This window comes from Achromobacter sp. GD03932, assembly GCF_029839485.1.
Lineage (GTDB): Bacteria > Pseudomonadota > Gammaproteobacteria > Burkholderiales > Burkholderiaceae_B > Achromobacter > Achromobacter bronchisepticus_A.
The window spans coordinates 42,593-64,982 of record NZ_JAOCAT010000018.1 but is presented as its reverse complement, the minus strand read 5'-3'; the positions used below and the strand labels follow the sequence as shown (position 1 = coordinate 64,982).

The window sequence follows — 22,390 nt, the reverse complement described above, 5'->3', positions numbered from 1 at the left end:
CCGCGGGGCCAATTTTTTTGCAAGGAATACCAAGCAGCACCATGCAGGACGACAAAGCGAACGAGCAGAAAGTGGAAATGTGGACCGACGGCGCCTGCAAGGGCAATCCCGGTCCGGGCGGCTGGGGCGTGCTGATGCGCGCCGGCAGCCACGAAAAGACCCTGCATGGCGGCGAACTCCAGACCACCAACAACCGGATGGAACTGTTGGCGGTCATCCAGGGCCTGCGCGCGCTCAAGCGTCCGTGCACGGTCACCATCCATACGGACTCCCAGTATGTGATGAAGGGCATGACCGAATGGCTCGCCAACTGGAAGCGGCGCGGCTGGATGACGGCCGACAAGAAGCCGGTCAAGAACGCCGAGCTGTGGCAACTGCTGGACGAACAGGTACAGCGCCATACCGTGTCCTGGCGCTGGGTTCGCGGCCATGCCGGCGATCCCGGCAACGAACGGGCCGACCAACTGGCCAATATGGGCGTGGAATCGGCCCGCCGGGGCTGAGGGCATCGGGATATACCCTCGAATCCGCCCTCTGGGGCGGATTTAGTTCTTTCATCCGGCTTCAGGATTGTTCCAGTATGTAAATCCGGGTGCTAAAGTGCCAACCCTCATTCCAGTTCCTGCGGCGCAGTCCGCGTGGGGGCATGCCAGGCCCGCGCCGCAATACCGCCACATTCGCGCATGAAAAAAGCAGTACTGCTCGCCGCCGTAGCGGCAGGGTTGGCCGCGGGGGCCGCGCTCGGCATTTTTGTGCCGCGCTGGCTCGACCACGGAACCGCCAGTCCGCAACCCGGCGCCGTTCAAGCGCCCCTGGTCACGCGCGCCGTGCCGGTCCGGGTCGAGGTGGCCGCCGCCCAGGAAATTCCTTTCGCGCGCGGCATCTCGGCCGTGGGCAGCCTGCGTTCCGACGAGTCCGTGGTGCTGCGGCCGGAGGTCGCGGGCCGCATCCAGTCGATCGACTTCAAGGAAGGCCAGCCGGTCAAGCGCGGCGACGTGCTGATCCGCCTGGACGATTCCGTGCCGCGCGCCGAGCTGGCCCAGGCCCGCGCCAACCTGACGCTGGCGCAAAGCCACTACCGGCGCTCGGTCGAGCTGCAGGGCAAGGGCTTCGTCAGCCAGCAGGCGCGCGACGAATCCGGCAGCACGCTCAAGGTGCAGGAAGCTGCCGTGGCGCTGGCGCAGGCGCGGCTGGACAAGATGACGATCTCGGCGCCATTTGGCGGCATTGCGGGCTTGCGCAGCGTGTCGGTGGGCGACTACGTCAACCAGGGCCAGGACCTGGCCCCGCTGGAGGCGATCGATCCGCTCAAGGTCGACTTCCGCGTCCCTGAAATGTATTTGAGCAAGGTGGGCGTGGGCCAGCCGCTGACGCTGCGCATGGACGCGCTGCCCGGCCAGGAGCGCCAGGGCGTGGTCTATGCGGTGAGCCCGCTGGTGGACGCGGGCGGGCGCTCCATCCTGCTGCGCGCCACGGTCGCCAACAAGGATGCGGTGCTGCGCCCGGGCATGTTCGCCCGAGTGCAATTGCAGTTCAGCCAGGACAAGGCGCTGGTCGCGCCGGAAGCCGCGCTGTCGCCCTCGGGCGCGACGCAGTACGTCTACCGGGTCAAGAACGGCGTGGCCGAGCGGCGCGAGGTCACCATCGGCGAGCGCCGCGAGGGCCGCGTCGAAATCCTGACCGGGGTGGCGGCGGGCGACCAACTGGTGGTGTCGGGCTTGCAGCGGGTGACGGACGGCGCCGCGGTGACCGTTCTGGGCAACGGCGCGTGACGCCGGCCTTTTTCCATTTTTGGCGGTAGCGCAATGCGTATCTCGGAAACCTGCATCAAGCGGCCGGTGTTCGCATCGGTCCTGTCGCTGATCATCGTGCTGATCGGCCTGATTTCATATTCGCGCCTGACCGTGCGCGAGTATCCGAAGATCGACGAGCCCATCGTGTCGGTGGACACCACCTACAAGGGCGCTTCGCCCGAGGTGATCGAGTCGCAGGTGACCAAGCCGCTGGAAGACCAGCTGGCCGGCATCGAAGGCGTGGACGTGATGACCTCGCGCAGCCGCTCGGAACGCAGCCTCATCAACATCAAGTTCAACCTGTCCCGCAACCCGGACGCCGCGGCCGCGGAAGTCCGCGACAAGGTTTCGCGCGCGCGGCGCTTCCTGCCCGACGAGATCGACGAGCCCATCATCGGCAAGGTCGAAGCGGACTCCCAACCCATCATCTATATCGCGGTGGAGTCCGGATCGTATTCCGCGATCCAGACCTCGGACTACATCAACCGCTACATCAAGACCCGCCTGTCGGTGCTGCCGGGCGCGGCCGAGGTGCGCGTCTTCGGCGAACGCCTGCCGTCCATGCGCATCTACGTGGACCGCGACAAGCTCGCCGCCTACGGCCTGACCGTGCAGGACGTGGAGGCCGCGCTGCGCAGCCAGAACGTCGAGATTCCGGCAGGCCGCATCGAATCGCGAGCCCGCGAGTTCTCGGTGGTGTCCTCTACCGACCTGCAGACGCCCGCGCAGTTCGAGAACGTGATCGTCGCCAACGTCAAAGGCTATCCGGTTCGCATGCGCGACGTGGCCAACGTGGAGATCGCGGCCGCCAGCGACCGCGTGCTGTCGCGCTTCAACGGCAAGCCCGCCATCAACATCGGCGTGACGCGCCAGTCCACCGCCAACCCGCTGGAACTGTCCAAGGCGGCGCGCGAGGAAGTGGCGCGCCTGAACGAGAACCTGCCGGCCGGCATGAAGCTGAACATCGCGTACGACTCGTCGGTGTTCATCGAACGCTCCATCGATTCCGTGTTCCACACCATCGGCGAAGCCATCGTGCTGGTGGTGCTGGTGATCTTCTTCTTCCTGCGCAACCTGCGCGCCAGCATCATCCCCATCGTCACCATTCCGGTGTCGCTGGTGGGCGCCTGCGCGCTGATGTACCTGTTCGGCTTTTCCATCAACACGCTGACGCTGCTGGCCATGGTGCTGGCCATCGGCCTGGTGGTGGACGACGCGATCGTGGTGCTGGAGAACATCTTCCGCCACATCGAAGAGGGCATGCCGCGCAAGGAGGCCGCGCTACGCGGTTCGCGCGAGATCGGCTTCGCGGTGGTCGCCATGACCATGACGCTGGTCACCGTGTACGCGCCGCTGGCCTTCGCCACGGGCCGCACCGGACGGCTGTTCATCGAGTTCGCGCTGGCGCTGGCCGGCGCCGTGCTGGTGTCCGGTTTCGTGGCGCTGACGCTTACGCCCATGATGTGCTCGGTGCTGCTGCGCCACCAGAGCAGCCACAGCCGCTGGTACAACCTGATCGAAGGCTGGCTCAACGGCATGAGCAACGGCTACCGGCGCGCGCTGGCGCTGGCCTTGCGCCACCGCTGGGTGGTGGTGGCCATCGGCCTGGCGGTCGCGGCCGCGAGCGGCGTGCTGTTCAAGGTGGTCAAGAGCGAGCTGGCGCCCATCGAGGATCGCGGCGTGGTGTTCGGCATCGTCAGCTCGCCTGAAGGGGCGACGCTGAACTACACGCTGGAAAGCATGCTGGGCATCGAAAAGTTCTACTCCGACATTCCGGAGGCCAGCGGCAGCCAGGTGACCGTGGGCTTTCCTACCGTGACCGACGGCACCGCCATCCTGCGCCTGAAACCCTGGGAAGAGCGCAGCCGCAAGCAGCAGGCCATCACGCAGCAGCTGCAGCCGCAATTCGCCTCGCTGCCCGGGGTGCGCGCATTCCCGACCAACCCGCCGTCGCTGGGCCAGTCGGCGCGTTCCAAGCCGGTGGAATTCATCATCATGAGCCAGGCGTCCTACGCCGAGCTGTCGCGCCTGACCGAAGTGTTCCTGACCGAGTTGCGCAAGTATCCCGGCCTGATCAACCTGGACACCGACCTGCGCCTGAATACGCCCGAGCTGCGGGTGCGCGTGGACCGCGACAAGATGGCCGACGTGGGCGCCAATGTGGACACCGTGGGCCGCACCCTGGAATCCATGCTGGGCGGCCGCCAGGTCACGCGCTACAAGGACGAAGGCGAACAGTACGACGTGATCGTGCAGGTGACGCCACGCGACCGCGCCAACCCCACCGACATCTCGGGCATCTACGTGAGGGCGCGCGACGGCAGCATGGTGCAGCTGGACAACCTGCTGGGCGTGCATGAGGGCGTGTCGCCGCAATCGCTGAACCACTTCAACCGCCTGCGCGCCGTGAAGATCGACGGCGCGGTGGCGCCCGGCTACGCGCTGGGCGAAGTCCTGACGCACATGCATCAGGTGGCGCGCGAGGTGCTGCCCAACACCATCGTCACCGACCTGGACGGCCAGTCGCGCGAGTTCCGCGATTCCTCCGGCAGCATCTACCTGGTCTTCGCCATGGCGCTGGCCTTCATCTACCTGGTGCTGGCCGCGCAGTTCGAAAGCTGGCGCAATCCCTTCATCATCATGCTGTCGGTACCGCTGTCCATGACCGGCGCGCTGCTGGCGCTGTGGCTGACCGGCGGCACCTTGTCCATCTACAGCCAGATCGGCCTGATCACGCTGGTGGGGCTGATCACCAAGCACGGCATTTTGATCGTCGAATTCACCAACCAGCTGCGCGACGAAGGCAAGGAATTGTTCGAGGCGGTGGTCGAAGCCAGCGTGCTGCGCCTGCGCCCCATCCTGATGACGACCGGCGCCATGGTGCTGGGCACCGTGCCGCTGGCCTTGTCCACGGGCGCGGGGGCGGAATCGCGCCAGCAGATCGGCTGGGTTCTGGTGGGCGGGCTGATGCTGGGTACACTACTGACCTTGTTCGTCGTGCCGGTGGCCTACACCTTGATCGCCACCGCACGCAAGAAACCCGGCCAGGCCGGCAGCGCAGCGCATCATCCGGACCCCGCTCCGGCGCCGCACGCGCAGCCCGCCGCGCCTGCCCAAGCGTCGGAATAAGTTATGCGCCAGATCATCTTTGACACTGAAACCACCGGACTGGACCCTGCCCAGGGCCATCGCATCGTCGAGATCGGCTGCGTGGAGATGGTCAACCGGATGACCACCGGCAACAACCTGCACATCTACCTGAACCCGGACCGCGACAGCGACCCCGAGGCGCTGGCGGTGCACGGCCTGACTACCGAGTTCCTGTCCGACAAGCCGCGCTTCGCCGATGTCGCGGACGAATTCGTCAAGTTCATCCAGGGCGCCGAGCTGATCGCGCACAACGCGGCGTTCGACGTCAAGTTCTTCAACGCCGAACTCGCCAAGACCGGGCGCGGCCCGGTCACCGAGTACTGCGAAACGGTCACGGACTCGCTACTGCATGCGCGCTCGCTGTTCCCAGGCAAGCGCAATTCGCTGGATGCGCTGTGCGACCGCTTCGGCATTTCCAACGCTCACCGCACCCTGCACGGCGCATTGCTGGACTCGCAGCTGTTGGCGGAAGTCTGGCTGGCCATGACCCGCGGCCAGGACGCGCTGCTGATCGACGTGGACGACGGCGCCAGCGGCGGCGGCAATGGTATCGAACTGGCCCGCTTCGACGCTTCGGGCCTGCCCGTGATCAAGGCCAGCGAGGCGGAACTGGCCGAGCACGAAAACTATCTCGCGGCCTTGGACAAGTCCGTGGGCGGGGAGTGCACCTGGCGCAAGATCGACGCGCCAGTGGCGGCCGCATAAAGTTTTTTCGAGGCGACTTGCACGCGTTCAAAAAAACGTGCTAATATTTCGCCTCTTTCGGGGTGGTTAGCTCAGTGGTAGAGCACTGCCTTCACACGGCAGGGGTCACTGGTTCGAACCCAGTACTACCCACCAAAGACCCTTGGAAGATGACGTAAGCCTCAGGCTTATCGTTGTCGGCGTACCAAGGTTAAAAAAGACGCAAAGCAAAGAAAGCCAACCGCGAGGTTGGCTTTTTTGTTTTGCGCTCAGGACGCATCGGGCACGCCTTTAAATCCGGGCGCTTTGCATATGGCATGCAAGCCATTGCGCTGAACCGTCCCTTTCATTACCCTTCTCTTGATTTGTCGCAAGCGGACTCACGTCGATTGAGCCGCGTCGCATGCGAGCCTGACTATCATTGATAACAAAGGCTTTGGCCCGTGGGGCCAGGCATAGGCGAACAGGAGAAGGTCATGTCCGAGCACACCAATACCATGTTGATCATCATCGTCGCCGGCGTGGCGCTCATGTTGGTCGGCTTCGGGCTGCGCGACCGCAATATCGGCATGGGACTGATGGGCATAGGCCTGATCACGGCCCTGGGCACGATCATCTACAAGGCCTACATCACCTTCTATTGACCGCTTGCCGAGCCCGGCTGCGTCTTGCGCGCCGCGCGCGCCAGCAGGGTGTCCAGCTGGTTGGCGAAGGCCTTGCGGTCGGCCTGGCTGAATGCCGCCGGGCCGCCGGTATCCACGCCGCTGGCCCGCAGCTCTTCCATCATGTCCCGCAACGCCAGCCGCTCCCGGATCGTTTCCGGCGTATAGCGTTCGCCCCGCGGGTTCAGGGCCATCGCGCCTTTTTCCAGGACTTGCGCGGCCAGCGGGATGTCGCCGGTGATCACCAGGTCGCCCTCGGACGCGCGTTCGGCGATGTGGGCGTCGGCGACGTCGAAGCCGCGCGGCACCTGCACCGCGCGGATCAGCGGGGAGGGCGGGGTGTAGAGCATCTGGTTGGCCACCAGCGTCAGCGGCAGTTGCCAGCGCTGGGCGGCGCGGAACAGGATGTCCTTGATGACCGCGGGGCAGGCGTCCGCATCGACCCAGATATGCATGCGCTTACTTGTCCAGCGCGTTTTGCAGCACTTCGGCCACGATGTCGTTGGTCGACACGCCGCGTTCGGCCGCCAGGGCGCGCAGCTTGTCGGCGTGGGCCTGCGACAGCTTCAGGGGGAACGGCACCAGGCCGGCGGCCTGGTCCAGCTTGCGCTGTTCGCGGCGGTCGGGCACTTGCGAGGCGGTGCCGAAGCGGTCCGGGGTGGAGGCTTGCTTGAGCTGGCCGGCCAGCTTTAGGGCCTGGTTTTTCTGCAGATCGAATTTATTCATGGGGATTCCTGGTAGGGAGCGCAATCATAAGCGCAACCGGCTTCATTGCGGCTTGGCCTGTTCAAGCTTGGCCAGCCCTTCCTGGGCGCCGTCGTGCAGCGGCACGGTCAGTCCGCGGCGGGCGGTCGCCAGCCCTACCTGGGCGCCCTGGGCGGATCCGGCGGCCAGCAGGTCCTGCCCGGTCACGTAGACCGCGCGCACGATCACCAGGGCCTCGTCCCGGGTCAGGTCCGCGGTGGTGAGCAGCAGCGCCGCCATGCCCACCGTGGGGATCGGCTCCATCTGGTTGGGGTAGGTGCCGGCGGCGATGTCCAGCGGCATCAGCGCGTTGTCCTCGGCCCCGGTCAGCGCCTTGATGGCGGCGGGGTCCAGCGGCAGCAGCTTCAGTCGCGCCTGGGTCAGCGCATCGCGCAAGGGCGTGGCGGGCACGCCGATGACCTGGGCGGCGGCGTCGACCTTGCCGGAGTTCAGCGCCGGCAAGGACTCGGTGAAGGGCGTGTCGGCCACGGTGTAGTCGCGGCCGGCCTGCAGGCCATGGGCGGCGAGCACGGTTTCCAGCGTGGCGCGCACCGCCGAGCCTTCCGGCCCCAGGGCGATGGTCTTGCCCTTGAGATCGCGTACGCCGCGCAGGGCGGCGTCGTCGCGGACCACGATATGGACCAGTTCCGGATACAGGCTGCCCAGGGCGCGCAGGCCGGTGAAGGGACCCTGGCCCGCGAATGGCCCCTTGCCGTCATAGGCGAGCCGCGCCGTGTCGGCCTGGGCCAGTCCCACCACCGCGTCGCCGCTGCGCAGCAGCGCGATGTTCTCGGCGCCGCCGCCCGTGATCAGCGGCGAGACCCGGATCTGCTGCTTGCGCGCGACGTCGCTCAGGGCGCGCGCAAACGCCACATACTCGCCGCGGTCCGGGCCGCCGGCCAGCGGGTAGCCCTGTTGCATGCGGGCCAGCCGGCCGTTGATGCGCGCCACGGAGCGTTCCAGTTCCTGTTGCACTACGTGCTGCGCGGTGCTGGAGGCGCTGTAGGAAACCGAATGGGTGATCTGGTCCAGCGTGTCCAGCAGCTGGCGCGTGACGGGCGGCGGCGCGCCGGTGTCCAGATTGGGCGCCTCGGCCGCCTTGAAGCCGGCCGGGGTGACCAGCTTCCAGGCGTCGCCTTCCTTGCGGTAGATGGCGCTGGCGTGCGCGACGATGCGGTCGCCCGCCTGGTTGCCGCCGGATTTCACGCCGCTGATGCTGCGCGGGCCGGCGCCCAGCAGCGTGACCAGCGCGGCGGCGCCGGGCTGGTCCCAGGCGCCCAGGGTGATGTTGCGCGCCAGGTCCAGTTCGACGTCGTAATAGACCACGCGGCGGGTTTCGCCCGCCGGGGCGCTGCTGTCCGAGGCCGATCCCATGCGCTTGATCCCGGCGATACGGAACAGGTCCGCGCCGTAGGCGGTGGCCAGGCTGCGTTCCACGTCGGCGCGCAGGGCGTCGGTATCGGGCGCGCGGCCGCAGGCCGCCAGCAGCAGGCAGAAGCTCAGAATGACAAGGCGTTTGAACATGATCACATGCCTCCCACGAACGGCAAGGAGATCAGCGAGGTCAGCACGATCACGTTCAGGATGTCGACCAGGAAGGCGCCGGTGACCGGCACGACGATGAACGCTTCCGGCGCCGGGCCATGGCGCCGCGTCAGCGCCTGCATATTGGCGATGGCGGTGGCGGTCGCGCCCAGCGCGAAGCCGCAGAACGCGGCCGACATGATGGCTGCTTCGTAGTCGCGCTTGAGCATGCGGAACACGACCCAGGCGGCATACAGCGCGCATACCAGGGTCTGCACCGCCAGCATCAGGGCCAGCGGGCCGGCCAGGCGCGCCACGCTGGACAGGTCCAGCGTCATCATCGTCATGCCCAGGAACAGCGACAGGGAGATGGTGCCGATGATTTCGGTGGCGCGGTCGTCCAGCTTCAGGCCCAGCTTTTCGCCGCCGTTGCGGATCAGTACGCCCGTGGCCAGGCACCACAGGAAGTTCGGCAGGCTGACCGGGGCGTCCTCAACCAAGGCCGCCAGGTAGCCGCCGACCACCAGGCAGACCAGGGCGGCGGTCAGGGACACGATGTAGGAGCCGGCGGAGGACGCGGGCGCGTTTTCCATCAGGTCCGCAGGCTCGTGGCCGTCGCCGGGCGCGTGGTCGAGGCTGCCGGCCAGCTTGTGGCGCCGCATCAGCCATTCGGCCACCGGCCCGCCCACCACGCCGCCCAGCACCAGCCCCAGGGTGGCGGCGGTCATCGCCAGCGCCATCACGTCCTGGATGTTGTTGAAGTCGGCGAAGCGCGTGGCGTAGGCCGCGCCCGTGCCGTGACCGCCCACCAGCGTGATGGTGCCGCCCAAGAGGCCCATCAGCGGATGCATGTCCAGGAGCCAGGCCATGCCCAGCCCGACGGCGTTCTGCAGCACCAGGAACGGGATCAGGGCCAGCAGGAAGGCAATCAGCCTGGGGCCGCCCTTGGCCAGCAGCTTGAGGTTGGCGGTCAGGCCGATGCTGCCGAAGAACAGCAGCAGCAAGGTCGGCTTGATGCTGGTTTCCAGCGAGACGGAGATGCCGCCCCAGGTCGCCAGCAGGTAGGCCAGTACGGCGAACAGGAGGCCGCCGACGATGGGGTCCGGAATGCTGTAGCGGGCGAGGACGCCGATCTTGGTGGTGAGCACGCGTCCGATGACCAGGACGAGGCAGCATGCCAGCAGTGATTGAACGGGCGTAAGCGAGATCATAGGTGCCTTTGCGCCCTGTCCGGGCACGGTGAACTTTCTGGCTGTTTGAACCCTGCCGCCTCACACGGACTGAGGCTTATGTTACGTCCGCCGCGCGGGCGATGTACATGGGGCAGGGAGGCGGCGCGCGGCGCGGGGCCGGGCGGGCGGAAAGCCGCGGCGGAGGTCGCCGCGGCCGGGGCGGCTAGAGTGGAAATGCGCGCGACATGTATTGCGCGCGCGGCCCGTAGCCAGCCAGTTTTTCGGTCAGGTCGGCGCTGTCTGCGCTGACCGGCAGGTAGCCGTGGCGCTGCCAGTAACCCACGGCGGATTCCAGGGACACCAGGCTGGCGCGGCGCAAGCCGCCTTCATGCGCGCTGTCGGCGGCGGCGCGCAGCAGCGCCTGGCCCACGCCCAACCCCTGCGCCGAGGGCGCCACGGCGCAGTCGTGCAGGAACCAGTGGTCGGCCGCGGCCGGCAGCGCCGCGAGCGCCACATCCAGGGCGGGCGGCAGTCCCGCGTCCCAGGGATAGGAAATCAGGTAGCCCAGCAGCGCATCCGGGCTGGCCCCAGCCTGCGCTACCCAGCAGTGCGAGGGGGCGAGCGCCAGGCGGTTCTGGAAGAATCCCGCGCTTTCCAGCAGGAAACCGGGGTAGGCCAGGGTCTGGAGGGCCAGGATGGCGTCCACGTCGCTGGCCTGCATGAGCCGGACTTGATATTGCATGACAACCTGCGAAAACAAAAAACTCGGGCGCATTTTACCGATGCGCGGGCGCAGTCCGGCTTTACAGGGCTTCACAAATTGGGGACACAGGTTTACGCCACTTTATTGTTTTCCGGGGGACGCTCCCTAGAATTCATCTGGATTTCTCGGGCGCTGCAGGCAATTGCGCATTTCATGAAAATTCGACAGATCCCTACGCATACTGCTCGGCATAGTCCTGCATTCCGAGTCTAGAGCCATGCACATTCAGTTCCGGTCCGAATCCGCTGTCCCGCAAGTGCTGACCAAATCGTATCCGCTGGAAACGGTTTGGCCGGCGGCCGAGGCTCGCGTGCCGTACGACACTTGCGTGACCTGCGTCATTCCGTGCCTGAACGAATGCGAGAACCTGCAGGTGCTGCTGCCTCTGCTGCGCAACCGCCTGGAGGCGCTGTGCACCAGCTGGGAAATCATCGTGGCCGATGACGGCAGCACGGACGGCACGGAAGCGCTGATGGCCGAATGGACCGAACACGATGGTTTTCGCTACGTACAGCTGTCGCGCAACTTCGGCAAGGAAGCCGCGATCAGCGCCGGCCTGGAAGCCGCCACGGGCAATGCGGTGATCTGCCTGGATGCGGATCTGCAGCATCCTCCCGCCTTGATCGAGCAAATGCTGGCGCGCTGGGCCGCCGGGGCCGAAATGGTCTACGCCGTGCGCGAGACCCGCGCCGACGAATCCTGGGCCAAGCGCGCTGGCGCGCGCTGGTTCTACAAGTTGCTGAGCGGCGCGCGCGGCGTGGACGTGCCGGCGCACGCGGGCGATTTTCGCCTGATGGACCGCAGCGTGGTGGACGCGCTGATCGCGCTGCCCGAACGCACCCGATTCATGAAAGGCCTGTACGCCTGGGTTGGCTTCAAGGGCGAGGCGCTGGCCTATACCCCCGAGGAGCGCATGCACGGCGACAGCCGTTTCAGCAGCATGCGCCTGGTCCGGCTGGCGCTGGACGGCCTGACCGCTTTCACGACCTGGCCGCTGCGCCTGGTCAGCCTGGTCGGCGTGGCCTTTGCCATGCTGGCGCTGGCCTATGCCGCCTATCTGGTCGGCGAGTACCTGTTCTTCGGCAACGAGGTTTCCGGTTGGACGACCATCGTCACGGCGGTGCTGTTCTTTGCCGGCGTGAATCTGATTTCCCTGGGCGTGGTGGGCGAATACGTGTCGCGGATCTTCGATGAGGTGAAGGGCCGGCCGCTGTTCGTCGTGCGCCGGCGCCAGGGCAGGGCTTCCCGGCCGGGCCAAGGCTTGGACTGACATGTTCGCCACGACGTTCTGGCGGCGCTCCGATTGGACCCCGCCAGCGGGACGCTTCCTGATCGCGATAGGCGCGTGGCTTGCTTTCCTGGCCTGGATCAGGCCCCTGACCCTGCCCGATGAAGGGCGCTATGCCGGTGTGGCCTGGGACATGCTGCGCAGCGGTTCGCATGCGGTGCCCCTGTTGGACGGCATGCCGTATTTCCACAAGCCGCCGCTTTACTACTGGCTGACTGAGCTGTCCTTTTCGGTGTTCGGCGTGCATCCCTGGGCGGCGCGGGTGCCCTCTTGGCTGGCAGCGTGGGCCGCGGCGGCTGCGATGTACGCCTTTGTGCGCCGCTACCGCGATCCCGCGACCGCCATGACGACCGTGCTGATCCTCGCCACCATGCCGTTTTTCTATGGTGGCGCGCAGTTCGCGAATCTGGACATGCTGGTGGCCGGCATGATCACGCTGTGCGTGCTGGCGGCAACGGATACGGTGCTGCGCGAGGAGCGCGGAGAAGCCTGGCACGCGATGGCCGTGGCGGCTGGCGCGCTGGCCGCGCTTGCCGTGCTGGCCAAGGGGCTGATCGGCCTGGTGCTGCCGGGCGCCATCCTGCTGATCTGGCTGGTGTGGGAACGCCGGTGGCGCGGCCTGGCTGCGCTGTTCTGGCCGCCCGCGCTGCTGGTGTTCATCGCCGTGGCGGCGCCGTGGTTCGTGCTGATGCAGTGGCGCTATCCAGGTTTCTACGACTACTTCTTTGTCTATCAGCACTTCCAGCGCTTTGCCGCTACTGGTTTTAACAATGCGCAGCCGTTCTGGTTCTATCTGCCGGTGGTGGCCGGGCTGAGCTTGCCCTGGTCGCTTTGGGGCGGCGGCATCCTGCGCAAGACGTTCTGGGAAGCCGGTCCCTCGCGCAGCTTGCGGCGCCTGGCGGTGCTGTGGTTTGCCGTCGTGCTGGCGTTCTTTTCGCTGCCGAATTCCAAGCTTGTGGGCTATGTCCTGCCGGCGCTGGCGCCGCTGGCTTTCCTTCTGGCCGAAGTGATCCAGGGAGCCAGGCGCGCCGACGCCGATTCGGCCACCCGCCTGCTGCGCCTGAGCGCCGCGGTGGCGGTGGGGATCTGCGTCAGCGCGGTGGGCATCGCCGCCAACAATGCGCGCGGCAGCGCGGGCCCGCTGGCCAAGGTGGTGCGGGAGCAGGCGCGGCCGGACGATACCTTCGTGTCGTTGCACACCTATCCGTTCGACCTGGCGCTGTACGCCCGGGCGCCGCGGCCCGCCTGGGTGGTGGACGACTGGCTCAATCCGGAGGTGCCCGTGCGGGACAACTGGCGCAAGGAGCTGTATGACGCCGCCCAGTTCGACCCCGAAACCGGCGGACAGGTGCTGCTCAGCCCCGCGGAGTTCAACGCGCGCCTGTGTCAGGCAGCCGAAGGCAGCCGCTACTGGGTATGGGGTACCGCGGCGGACAACCAGGTTTATGCGCCGTTGCAGGGGCTGGCGCCGGTGGTCAGCAGCGTGAAGTATGTAATGTGGCGCGTCGACGTGGACGCGGCCCTCAGGCAGCGGGTTTGTGGCGGAACGCCCAAAGCCGGCTAGCGATGAAGGTCGCCACGGCGAGCCCGAGCAGGATCAAGGCAAGCAGGATGTCGTAACGGATGGTAGTGCTATGCAGTAGCCAGGCGTATGCGGCTTCGTTGATGATGAAGCCGGCTGCTGACACAAGGAAGAAACGCCGCGCTGCTACCGTCCACGGAGTTTTGGAATGTCGGAACGTAAGCCGGTAGTGGCCAGTGAAGGAAACCGCGAATGCAACCAGCCAGCCGATCAGGTTGGCGGCCAGGGGCGGCATGCGGAAGAGTTCGACGCAACCCACGGCGACAGCCCAGTGGGTGGCCGCGGCGGCGCATCCGACGGCAATGAAGGTGCTTACTTGTTGCAGCAGGGCGCGCATGAAGGGCGTGGCGGAAATGAAGTCAAAGGTATAGCAATGAGCAAACGTATCGTGGTCTGCGGTGATGATTTTGGCATGAATGCCGATATCGATGAAGGCATGATTGCGCTGGCCGGCATGGGCCGGCTGAGCGCGGTCAGCTGCCTCACGCTGGGTCCGTCGTTCGCGTCGAACGCCGGGCGCCTGGCCCCGATGAACGTGGATATCGGCCTGCACGTGAACTTCACGGAAGCGCTTACGCCTGGCGCCGAGCCCATGCCCACGCTGAGCCGGCTGATCCTGAGCGCCTATGCGGGCGGACTCGACGCCGCCTGGATCGATGCGCAGCTGGCGTGCCAGTTCGATGCTTTCGAGGCCGCGTTCGGCCGCGCGCCGGACTATGTCGACGGGCACCAGCACGTGCATCAGCTGCCGGGCATCCGCGAACGGCTGCTGCTGTTGCTCAAGCAACGCTATGGCGATCACATGCCTTGGCTGCGCCAGACGGCGCCGGGCATGCAGGTTGGCATTCCCCTGAAAGAAGCCCTCAAGGCGCGCGTCATTGGCGCGCTCGGTTCGAGCGCGCTGGCGCGCGAGGCGCAAAAGGATGGCATGCGCACCAACCGCCGGCTGCTGGGCGTCTATGGCTTCGAAGGCGGCAAGCGGCGCTACGCGGACCTGCTGCAGAACTGGCTGTTCAACGCGCGCGACTGCGACCTGGTCATGTGCCATCCGGCCATGGGCAGCCAGGATGACTGCGCCATGTCGCGCCAGCGCCGCGCGGAGTTCGACGTGCTGGCCAGCCCCAAGCTGGGCGACTGGCTCAACGCCAACGGCGTGCACATCTCGCGCTTGCCGGCCACGGCGCGCTGATCGGCTGCAAGGCCGTTGCGGCGCGGGCTGGCTCTAGCCGCCCGTCAGGCTCTGCAGCAGCCAGGCGCCTGCCGGCCCCAGCGCGCGGCGCCGCGACCAGACCGCGTCGACGCGGATGTGGCGCGGCCAGCCTGGCGCCTTCAGCTCCACCAGCTGATCCTGGCCGAAACGCTGGAACATCCAGCGCGGCAGTTCGGTCCAGCCAAACCCCAGGGTCGCCATGTCCATCAGCATCAGATAGCCGGGCGCCGACCAGGTCGCGTACGCGGGTTCGGTCTCCTTGTCACCCAGTTCGTACGTGCTCAGGCGCAGCGCGCGTTCGGATTTCAGCTGGTCCTCCGTGACCCGGGGCAGCTTGGCCAGCGGGTGCTTGCGGCTCACGCACAGGACGATTTCAGAAAGCTCCGCCAGGGCGGCGTGCGCGACGTCGGGCGGATAGCTCTCCTGGGCGGCCATCAGCCCCAGGTGCGCGCGGCCCTGCTGCACCAGCGCCACCACATCCTCGTATTCCGCGATCAGGCATTCGAAGCGCAGCGCCGGATAGCGCTGGTCGATCTGGCTCAGCATGTTCTCGAAGGTCTCGGACTGGAACGTGTCGGACAGCACTACCGTCAGCCGGGGCTCCAGGCCTTCGGACAGTTGGCTGGCGCTGCGATTCAACCTGTCGTTGGCGGCCAGCACCTGCAAGGCCTGGCCCAGCAGCACGCGGCCCGCCTCGGTCAGCACGGGCTGGCGCTGGCTGCGGTCGAATAGCGCCACGTTCAGGTCCACCTCCAGGTTGGCGATGGTTTCGCTGATGGTGGACTGGCTTTTCCCGAGCTTGCGGGCGGCAGCCGAAAACGTGCCTTCGGAGGCGACCTGGGCGAACGCCGCCAGGGATTCCAGGGAGTGGCGCATAGACGGAGGCTCCGTGATTATCGGTTTTTCCGATGAAAACAATCTTTATGGTAACGGAAATGTCGTCGAAAATCCCTGCCACTGAGTATCAACCGACCGCAGGTGGGTCATGACGCAAGCCAAGAAATCCATTAAAGAACGTTTCCTCCACGCCTTTCTGTTCGAAATCATCGCCATCGGCCTGTGCGCCCCGGCGGCTGCCTGGGCCATGGGCAAGTCCCTGTTCGAAATGGGCGTGCTGACCGCGGTGATCGCCTGGATCGCGCTGGTCTGGAACATGATCTACAACGCGGGCTTTGACCGCATCGAGAACCGCATGGGCTGGACCCGTACGCTGCGGCTGCGCGTGGTGCATGCCTTCGGCTTCGAGCTGGGCCTGATCCTGATCGTGATCCCGCTGGCGGCCTGGTGGCTCAACATCAGCCTGTGGCAGGCCTTTGTGCTGGATATCGCGCTGGTGCTGTTCTATCTGCCCTACGCCTTCCTCTACAACCTGGCCTACGACCGCTCGCGGCCGCGGGTGCTGCAGTGGCTGGCCCGCCGCAAGGGGCAGGCCGCGCCGGCCGTCACGCGTCAATCACCTTGCGCGTGAACATCTCCAGGTAGTCCATCAGCGAGTCCGCGCCCTTGATGGCCGCGGACTCGTTGCCGGTGGCGATGCCTTCGGCCATCAGCATGTGGCGGCGCGCGCCTTCGGCGATGTCGCCCTCGTGCTGGTAGGCATACCAGAAGCGGCGGCACTGGATGATCAGCGGCGCCACCGCGTTCACGGCCGAGGCGTTGCGGCAGGCCTGGTGGCAGACGTGGTCCAGCATCTGGTCGGCATGCATGTAGTCGTCGAGATTGCCGCCTTCCGCCGCCCGGATCATCTGCGTCGCGCAGTCCACGATCTGGCTGCGCTGCGCCGCAGTGGCGCGGCGCGCGGCGCTGGCGGCGATCAGCTGTTCCAGCGCCCGGCGGGTCTGGATCAGGTCCATGTGGTCCGCCAGCTGGATCATGGACACGCGCAGGCCGCGCCGCGGCTCCTGGCGTATCAGCCCGGCGGCCACCATGCGCAGCAGCGCCTCGCGCAGCGGCGTGCGTCCCAGGCCGGTCATTTCCACCAGATCCGCTTCCACGACCGCGCTGCCCGGCTGCAATTGCAGCGTGGCGATCATGCTTTCGATCTGGTCGTAGGCGACATCGGCGGCGCGCCGTTTGGATTCTGCTGCTGCCATCAACTATTGTTTTCCTTCGTTTTGCGCCACTGCGCGTAGGCCAGCCATTCGCCGACGAAGCCGCGCCGGAAGAACGACACGCACAACACGAAAATCAGTCCGATGACGATGGTGACGATGTCGCCCAGGGTGGCAAGGTAATTCTGCAAGCTGACGACCAGCGTCGCGCCCACCACCGGCCCCCATACCGTGCCGATGCCGCCCAGGAGCGTCATCAGCAGCACTTCGGTGGAAGTAGCGAGCGAAACGTCGTTCAATGCAACCAGCTGGAGCACCAGCGCCTTCAGCGAGCCGGCCAGGCCGGCGACCGAGGCCGACAGCACGAACGCCAGCAGCTTGCACCGGTCTGTATCGTAACCTAGCGATATGGCGCGCGGCGCGTTGTCCCGGATGGTCTTGAGCACCTGGCCGAAGGGCGAATGGATCACCCGGTAGACGAACAGAAAGCCCAGCACGAAGACCCCCAGCGTGAAGTAATACATGTTGGCGTCCACGCTCAGGTCCACCAGGCCCAGGAACTTGCCGCGCGGAATGCCCTGCATGCCGTCCTCGCCGCGCGTCCAGCCCACTTGAACCGCCATGAAGTACGCCACCTGCGACAGCGCCAGCGTGATCATCGCGAAGTAGATGCCGGTGCGCCGGATCGCCAGCCAGCCGATCGCCCAGCCGATGGCCGCGGCCATGGCCACGCCGCAAGCGATGGCGATCTCGGGCGGCAGGCCGCGGGCGCCGAACAGGATCATCATTTCGCCGGCCGCATAGCCGGCCCAGCCGAAGAAGGCCGCATGGCCGAACGACACCAGGCCGGTAAAGCCGGTCAGCAGGTTGAAGGCCAACGCGAACAGCGCAAAGCACAGCACCTTCATGACGAACACGGGATAGACGATCTGCGGGAAAAGCGGCACCAGCAGGGCCGGCACCAGCAACAGCGCCAGGATGCGGATCGAGGAGGGTATGCGCTGCACCTTATTTCTCCTTGCCGAACAGGCCGGCGGGGCGCGTCAGCAGAACGATGGCCATGACGATGAAGACGACTACCGTCGAGGCTTCGGGATAGAACACTTTGGTCAGCCCTTCCAGCAGGCCCAGGGTCAGCCCGGTGACGATGGCGCCCATGATGGAGCCCAGTCCGCCGATCACGACCACGGCGAACACGATGTTCAACAGGTTCGAGCCCATCAGCGGGTTGATCTGCATGACGGGCGCGGCCAGCACCCCGGCCACGCCGGCCAGCGCCACGCCGAAACCGTAGGTCAGGGTGATCATCACCGGTACGTTCACGCCGAAGGCCTGCAGCAGCTTGGGGTTCTCGGTGCCGGCGCGCAGCATGGCGCCCAGCCGGGTGCGTTCGAACAGATACCAGGTGGCAAGGCACAGCACCAGCGATGCCACCACCACGAAGGCGCGATAGGCGGGCAGGAACATGAAGCCCAGGTCGAAACCGCCCTGCAGAACCTCGGGCGGCTCATAGCCCACGCCCGAGATGCCGTAGAAGTAGCGAAAGCCCCCTTCCATCATCAGCGCGATGCCGAAGGTCAGCAACAGGCCGTACAGGTGGTCCAGGTGGTACAGGCGCTTGAGCAGCGTCTTCTCGATCACGACGCCCACCAGTCCCACCAGCAGGGGCGCCAGGATCAGCGCGGCCCAGAAGTTGATCTGCACGCCCGGCCCCAGCAGCTGCGGCAGCTGGGTAAAGCCGATCCAGGCCAGAAAGGCCGCCATCATGAACTGGGCGCCGTGTGTGAAATTGACGATGTTGAGCAGGCCGAAGATGATGGCCAGCCCCATGCTGAGGATGGCGTAGAAGCAGCCGTTGATCAGGCCCACCAGCAGTTGGGCGAGCAAGGCGGAAAGCGAGATGTCGAACATGGTAGGCGGCGGGCGGAAAGGTGTCGCGTCGATTTCCGGGAAGCGCGCGGCGATGCGCCGCGGCCATGGCAGCCGGCGCCGCACGCCATGCGTGCGGCGCGTGGCGGCATCAGGTCTTGTTCAACGAGCACGCGGCCTGGGGCTTGGGGAACACGTCCTCGCCCTTGAGCACCGACTTCACGTTGTAGTAGTCCCAGGGCGCCTTGGATTCCTTGGGCGTCTTGACCTGCAACAGCAGCATGTCGTGCACCAGCGCGCCGTCGGCGCGCAGCTTGCCATTGCGGATCACGGCGTCGTTGATGGTCATCTCGCGCAGCTTGGCCATCACGGCCGGCGCATCGTCGGTGCCGACGGCTTCGATCGCCTTCAGATAGGACAGCGTGGCCGAATACACGCCGGCCTGCGAAGCGGTCGGCATCTTTTTGGCTTTCTCGAAGAATTTCTTGGCCCAGGCGCGCGAGGCATCGTCATAGTCCCAATAGAAGGCTTCGGTCAGGTACATGCCCTGCGCCTTGGCCAGGCCCATGCTGTGCACATCCGAGATGTAGGTGAGCAGCGGCGCCACGATCTGCTTCTTGTTGATGCCGAATTCGTTGGCCTGCTTGACTGCGTTGACCGTGTCGTTGCCGGCGTTGGCCAGCGCGATCACGTCGGCCTTGGAGGCCTGCGCCTTCAACAAGAACGAAGAGAAGTCGTTGCCGGGGAAGGGATGGCGCGACACGCCCACCACATTGCCGCCGTTTTCCTGGATGACTTCGGTACCGTCCTTTTCGAGCGAGTGGCCGAAGGTGTAGTCGGCGGTGATGAAGTACCAGCTCTTCTTGCCTTCCTTGACCAGCGCGCGCGCGGTGCCGGCGGCCAGGGCGTAGGTGTTGGTGGTCCACTGCGCATTCAGCGGCGAGCACTTCTCGCCCAGGATCGCGGTGGACAGACCGGCCGACGGCATGGTCACGCGGTTCTTTTGCTTGGCGATTTCCATCACCGCCAGCGCGGTGGACGCGGTGGGGAAGTCGGTGATCATGTCGACCTTGCCCTGGTCGAACCATTCGCGGGCCAGGTTGGCGGCGACGTCGGGCTTGTTCTGGTGGTCGGCGGAAACCACTTCCACCGGCTTGCCCAGCACCTTGTTGCCCATTTCCTCGGCGGCCATGCGGGCCGCGATCACGGAGCCGTTGCCGGCCAGGTCGGAATAGACGCCGGACAGGTCGGTCAGGACGCCGATCTTGACCACGTCATCGCTGATCTTGGTCTGGGCCTGGGCGGCGCCGATCATGCCGACGGCGAACAGCGCTGCTGAGATTCGATTCAATTTCATCTGACTACGCTCCGTGTAGGAAGGGGACTGCGGTCGGAAGGAATGCGTCTGGAATACTCAAATGCCGAGCAGGGCGTTCAGCCTGTCCTGCGATTGCAGGACTTCGGCGCGGTCTATCACCGCCACCACCTGGCCGTGCTCGATGACGTAATGGCGGTCGGCCAGGTGCTGGGCGAAGCGGAAGTTCTGCTCGACCAGCACGGTGGTGTAGCCGCGCTCTTTCAATTGCCGGATCACGCGGCCCAGGGACTGCACGATGACGGGGGCCAGGCCTTCGGTGATTTCGTCCAGCAACAACAGGCGGGCGCCGGTGCGCAGGATGCGCGCCATCGCCAGCATCTGCTGTTCGCCGCCCGACAGCCGCGTGCCGGGGCTGTGCGCGCGTTCTTTCAGGTTGGGGAACATGTCGTAGATCTCTGCCACCGACATGCCGTCCGGCCCCACCGAGGGCAGCAGCATGAGGTTTTCCTCGGCGGTCAAGGATGCATAGATGCCGCGCTCTTCAGGGCAATAGCCGATGCCGCGGCGCGCGATCTTGTGGGGCGGCAGGCCGACGGTCTCCTGGCCCTGGATCCTGATCGAGCCGCTGCGCCGGCCCACCAGGCCCAGGATGGACTTCAGCGTGGAGCTGCGGCCCGCGCCATTCCTGCCCAGCAGGGTCACGCATTCGCCCGGCTTCACGTCCAGGTCGATGCCGTGCAGGATGTGCGATTCTCCGTACCAGGCGTGCAGGTTGCGGATTTCCAGCATGCTGGAGGCTGCGGCGGCTTCATTCATCTTCGGCTCCCATGTAGGCTTCGCGCACCGCCGGGTTTTCCGATACGGTCGCGTAGGGGCCTTCGGCCAGGATCTCGCCCCGCTGCAGCACGGTGATGGTGTCGGAGATGTCCGCCACCACTTTCATGTTGTGTTCGACCATAAGGATGGTGCGGCCGGCGCTGACCTGCTTGATCAGGTGCTTGACCCGGTCCACGTCCTCGTGGCCCATGCCTTGCGTGGGTTCGTCCAGCAGCAGCAGCTCGGGTTCGAGCGCCAGCGTGGTGGCTATCTCTAATGTGCGCTTGCGGCCATAGGGCAGGTCGCCCGCGGCCACGTCCAGATGCGTACGCAGGCCGACCTGGTCCAGCAGTTCCTCGACGCGGTGATGCAGGCTTTCCAGCGTGCGTTCCGACCGCCAGAAGCAATAGTCCACGCCCAGTTTGCGCTGCAGGGCCACACGCACGTTCTCGCGCACCGACAGCTGCGGAAAGACGGCAGAGATCTGGAACGAGCGCACGATGCCGCGACGCGCGGTCTGCGCGGGGCGTTCCTGCGTGATGTCCACGCCGTCGTAGAGGATCTCGCCGCGCGTCGGGATGTGGAACTTGGTCAGCAGATTGAAGAAGGTGGTCTTGCCCGCGCCGTTGGGGCCGATGAGCGCGTGGATGGCGCCGCGGCGCACGCTCATGTCGACGTTGTTGACGGCGACGAAGCCGCGGAATTCCTTGCTCAGGCCCCGGGTCTGAAGAATGATGTCGCTTTGCATGATGTCCGTTGGGCTTGCTGGGGACAGGCCCTGGCGCGTCGCGGTCCCGCCACGCGCCAGGAGGTTCGTGCTTCTTCCGGAGCCCGGCCTTACTTCGACTGGTACTGCGCGGGGCGCTTGGCCAGCGACGCCTGGATGATGGCGGCGCAGCGTTCGCGTTCGGCGCCGGCCAGCGGCAGGCGCGGGCGGCGCACGTGCTCATTGCCCACGCCGGCCAGGGTCTCGGCCAGCTTGATGTTCTGCACCAGCTTGGTCGACACATCCAGATGCAGGAGCGGCGTGAACCATTGGTACAGCGCCAGCGCTTCCTGCCACTTGCCCGCCTTCATCAGGTCGTACAGGGCCACGGTTTCGCGCGGGAAGGCGGTGACCAGCCCGGCCAGCAGGCCGTCCGCGCCCAGCGCCAGCGCCTCGAACGACAGGTCGTCCACGCCGATGAACAGCTGATAGCGCGTGCCCAGCGCGTTGCGCAGGTCGGTCAGGCGGCGCACGTCGTCGCTGCTTTCCTTGATGGCGACCAGCCATTTGCAGTCGGCCAGTTCGGCCATGTGCTCGGGCTTGAGATCGACGCGGTAGGCGACGGGATTGTTGTAGATCATGCAGGGCTTCTGCGCGGCTTCGGCCATGGTGCGGATGCTCTGCATCGCTTCGCGCGAGTCCGCCACGTAGATCAGCGAGGGCATCAGCATGAAGCCGTCCACGCCCAGTTCCACGGCGGCCTTGATGAAGCGCAGCGCTTCGCGGGTGCTGGTCTCGGACACGTTGGCCAGGACCGGAATGCGGCCGGCGCTGACTTCCACGGCGCAGCGCGTCACTTCCAGCTTTTCTTCAAGGCTCAGGGTGCTGGCTTCGCCCAGCGAACCGCAGGTGACCAGGCCGTGTACGCCGTTGTCGATCAGGAAGCCGAAGTGCTTGCGCATCGCCTCGAAGTCGAGGGTCTCGTCGGCATGGAACTTACTCGTTACGGCAGGGAAGACGCCCTGCCAATGCACGTTACTCAACTGGCTTCTCCTCAA

Annotated in this window: 23 protein-coding genes and 1 tRNA gene; 10 read left to right on the top strand and 14 right to left on the bottom strand. The window is 66.1% G+C overall.

Annotated elements, in window-relative coordinates:
• Positions 1-41 precede the first annotated feature (41 nt).
• The 6 genes from rnhA to N5C88_RS17740 all read left to right on the top strand — a co-directional run bounded on the left by rnhA (position 42) and on the right by N5C88_RS17740 (position 6,271).
• The gene (rnhA, locus tag N5C88_RS17765; RefSeq protein WP_059372942.1) at positions 42-503 is read left to right on the top strand and encodes a ribonuclease HI; all 462 of its coding nucleotides are present in this window, start codon (positions 42-44) and stop codon (positions 501-503) included.
• Positions 504-683: 180 nt separating this feature from the next.
• Positions 684-1,772 carry an efflux RND transporter periplasmic adaptor subunit gene (locus tag N5C88_RS17760; protein ID WP_280015899.1) on the top strand — a complete coding sequence of 363 codons (1,089 nt, stop codon included), beginning with the start codon at positions 684-686 and terminating at the stop codon, positions 1,770-1,772.
• A gap of 33 nt (positions 1,773-1,805) precedes the next feature.
• Positions 1,806-4,922, top strand: a complete 3,117-nt coding sequence (locus N5C88_RS17755; protein ID WP_118932571.1) for an efflux RND transporter permease subunit — start codon at positions 1,806-1,808, stop codon at positions 4,920-4,922.
• Positions 4,923-4,925: 3 nt separating this feature from the next.
• Positions 4,926-5,648 carry a DNA polymerase III subunit epsilon gene (gene dnaQ, locus N5C88_RS17750; RefSeq protein ID WP_059372948.1) on the top strand — a complete coding sequence of 241 codons (723 nt, stop codon included), beginning with the start codon at positions 4,926-4,928 and terminating at the stop codon, positions 5,646-5,648.
• 60 nt (positions 5,649-5,708) lie between these two features.
• Positions 5,709-5,783 (top strand) — tRNA-Val (locus N5C88_RS17745).
• Positions 5,784-6,103: 320 nt separating this feature from the next.
• Complete coding sequence (locus tag N5C88_RS17740) at positions 6,104-6,271, top strand: hypothetical protein (RefSeq protein WP_118932573.1); 168 nt, start codon at positions 6,104-6,106, stop codon at positions 6,269-6,271.
• Here the strand turns inward: N5C88_RS17740 and N5C88_RS17735 are convergent.
• The 5 genes from N5C88_RS17735 to N5C88_RS17715 form a co-directional block, all read right to left on the bottom strand.
• A complete protein-coding gene (locus N5C88_RS17735) occupies positions 6,265-6,744 on the bottom strand; it encodes a YaiI/YqxD family protein (RefSeq protein ID WP_059372950.1) in 480 nt (159 codons plus the stop codon). The genes N5C88_RS17740 and N5C88_RS17735 overlap by 7 nt on opposite strands.
• Positions 6,745-6,748: 4 nt before the next feature.
• Positions 6,749-7,015: a hypothetical protein gene (locus N5C88_RS17730; RefSeq protein ID WP_054458453.1), complete on the bottom strand. Its 267-nt coding sequence runs from the start codon at positions 7,013-7,015 to the stop codon at positions 6,749-6,751.
• A gap of 42 nt (positions 7,016-7,057) precedes the next feature.
• A complete protein-coding gene (locus tag N5C88_RS17725; protein ID WP_280015898.1) occupies positions 7,058-8,563 on the bottom strand; it encodes a TAXI family TRAP transporter solute-binding subunit in 1,506 nt (501 codons plus the stop codon).
• Complete coding sequence (gene gltS, locus N5C88_RS17720; RefSeq protein WP_118932575.1) at positions 8,560-9,768, bottom strand: sodium/glutamate symporter; 1,209 nt, start codon at positions 9,766-9,768, stop codon at positions 8,560-8,562. Before gltS ends, N5C88_RS17725 begins: the two co-directional genes overlap by 4 nt.
• Before the next feature lie 184 nt (positions 9,769-9,952).
• A complete protein-coding gene (locus N5C88_RS17715) occupies positions 9,953-10,450 on the bottom strand; it encodes an N-acetyltransferase (protein ID WP_059372956.1) in 498 nt (165 codons plus the stop codon).
• Between the two features lie 259 nt (positions 10,451-10,709).
• Here N5C88_RS17715 and N5C88_RS17710 point away from each other — a divergent pair, with 259 nt between their 5' ends.
• Together N5C88_RS17710 and N5C88_RS17705 are read left to right on the top strand one after the other, a co-directional pair.
• On the top strand, positions 10,710-11,762 hold the full coding sequence (locus tag N5C88_RS17710; protein ID WP_059372958.1) for a glycosyltransferase family 2 protein: 1,053 nt from the start codon (positions 10,710-10,712) through the stop codon (positions 11,760-11,762).
• Between the two features lies 1 nt (position 11,763).
• Entirely contained in the window at positions 11,764-13,344 is a 1,581-nt protein-coding gene (locus tag N5C88_RS17705) for a glycosyltransferase family 39 protein (RefSeq protein WP_280015897.1), read from the top strand.
• On the opposite strand, the gene N5C88_RS17700 is transcribed toward N5C88_RS17705, so the two are convergent.
• Positions 13,304-13,699 carry a GtrA family protein gene (locus N5C88_RS17700; protein WP_118932577.1) on the bottom strand — a complete coding sequence of 132 codons (396 nt, stop codon included), beginning with the start codon at positions 13,697-13,699 and terminating at the stop codon, positions 13,304-13,306. The two genes, N5C88_RS17705 and N5C88_RS17700, sit on opposite strands and share 41 nt — an antisense overlap.
• 36 nt (positions 13,700-13,735) lie before the next feature.
• Here N5C88_RS17700 and N5C88_RS17695 point away from each other — a divergent pair, with 36 nt between their 5' ends.
• The gene (locus tag N5C88_RS17695) at positions 13,736-14,551 is read left to right on the top strand and encodes a ChbG/HpnK family deacetylase (RefSeq protein WP_059372961.1); all 816 of its coding nucleotides are present in this window, start codon (positions 13,736-13,738) and stop codon (positions 14,549-14,551) included.
• A 33-nt stretch (positions 14,552-14,584) separates the two neighbouring features.
• Here N5C88_RS17695 and N5C88_RS17690 read toward each other — a convergent pair whose 3' ends face one another.
• Complete coding sequence (locus tag N5C88_RS17690; protein WP_059372963.1) at positions 14,585-15,448, bottom strand: LysR family transcriptional regulator; 864 nt, start codon at positions 15,446-15,448, stop codon at positions 14,585-14,587.
• 109 nt (positions 15,449-15,557) lie between these two features.
• Here N5C88_RS17690 and N5C88_RS17685 point away from each other — a divergent pair, with 109 nt between their 5' ends.
• Positions 15,558-16,040, top strand: a complete 483-nt coding sequence (locus tag N5C88_RS17685) for a multidrug/biocide efflux PACE transporter (RefSeq protein ID WP_059372966.1) — start codon at positions 15,558-15,560, stop codon at positions 16,038-16,040.
• On the opposite strand, the gene N5C88_RS17680 is transcribed toward N5C88_RS17685, so the two are convergent.
• The 7 genes from N5C88_RS17680 to N5C88_RS17650 all read right to left on the bottom strand — a co-directional run bounded on the left by N5C88_RS17680 (position 16,015) and on the right by N5C88_RS17650 (position 22,375).
• Positions 16,015-16,665, bottom strand: coding sequence for a GntR family transcriptional regulator (locus tag N5C88_RS17680; protein ID WP_251877968.1), 651 nt, complete (start codon positions 16,663-16,665; stop codon positions 16,015-16,017). The genes N5C88_RS17685 and N5C88_RS17680 overlap by 26 nt on opposite strands.
• The gene (locus N5C88_RS17675) at positions 16,665-17,630 is read right to left on the bottom strand and encodes a branched-chain amino acid ABC transporter permease (RefSeq protein WP_059372969.1); all 966 of its coding nucleotides are present in this window, start codon (positions 17,628-17,630) and stop codon (positions 16,665-16,667) included. The genes N5C88_RS17680 and N5C88_RS17675 overlap by 1 nt, the downstream gene beginning before the upstream one ends.
• Position 17,631: 1 nt before the next feature.
• Positions 17,632-18,534 (bottom strand): branched-chain amino acid ABC transporter permease, encoded by a 903-nt coding sequence (locus N5C88_RS17670; RefSeq protein ID WP_059373059.1) that lies wholly within the window; start codon positions 18,532-18,534, stop codon positions 17,632-17,634.
• A gap of 109 nt (positions 18,535-18,643) precedes the next feature.
• The gene (locus N5C88_RS17665; protein ID WP_280015896.1) at positions 18,644-19,849 is read right to left on the bottom strand and encodes an ABC transporter substrate-binding protein; all 1,206 of its coding nucleotides are present in this window, start codon (positions 19,847-19,849) and stop codon (positions 18,644-18,646) included.
• 57 nt (positions 19,850-19,906) lie between these two features.
• Complete coding sequence (locus tag N5C88_RS17660) at positions 19,907-20,626, bottom strand: ABC transporter ATP-binding protein (RefSeq protein ID WP_118932579.1); 720 nt, start codon at positions 20,624-20,626, stop codon at positions 19,907-19,909.
• On the bottom strand, positions 20,619-21,377 hold the full coding sequence (locus tag N5C88_RS17655) for an ABC transporter ATP-binding protein (RefSeq protein ID WP_054458476.1): 759 nt from the start codon (positions 21,375-21,377) through the stop codon (positions 20,619-20,621). Before N5C88_RS17655 ends, N5C88_RS17660 begins: the two co-directional genes overlap by 8 nt.
• 86 nt (positions 21,378-21,463) lie before the next feature.
• Entirely contained in the window at positions 21,464-22,375 is a 912-nt protein-coding gene (locus tag N5C88_RS17650) for a dihydrodipicolinate synthase family protein (protein ID WP_059372975.1), read from the bottom strand.
• Between the last annotated feature and the right edge of the window lie 15 nt (positions 22,376-22,390).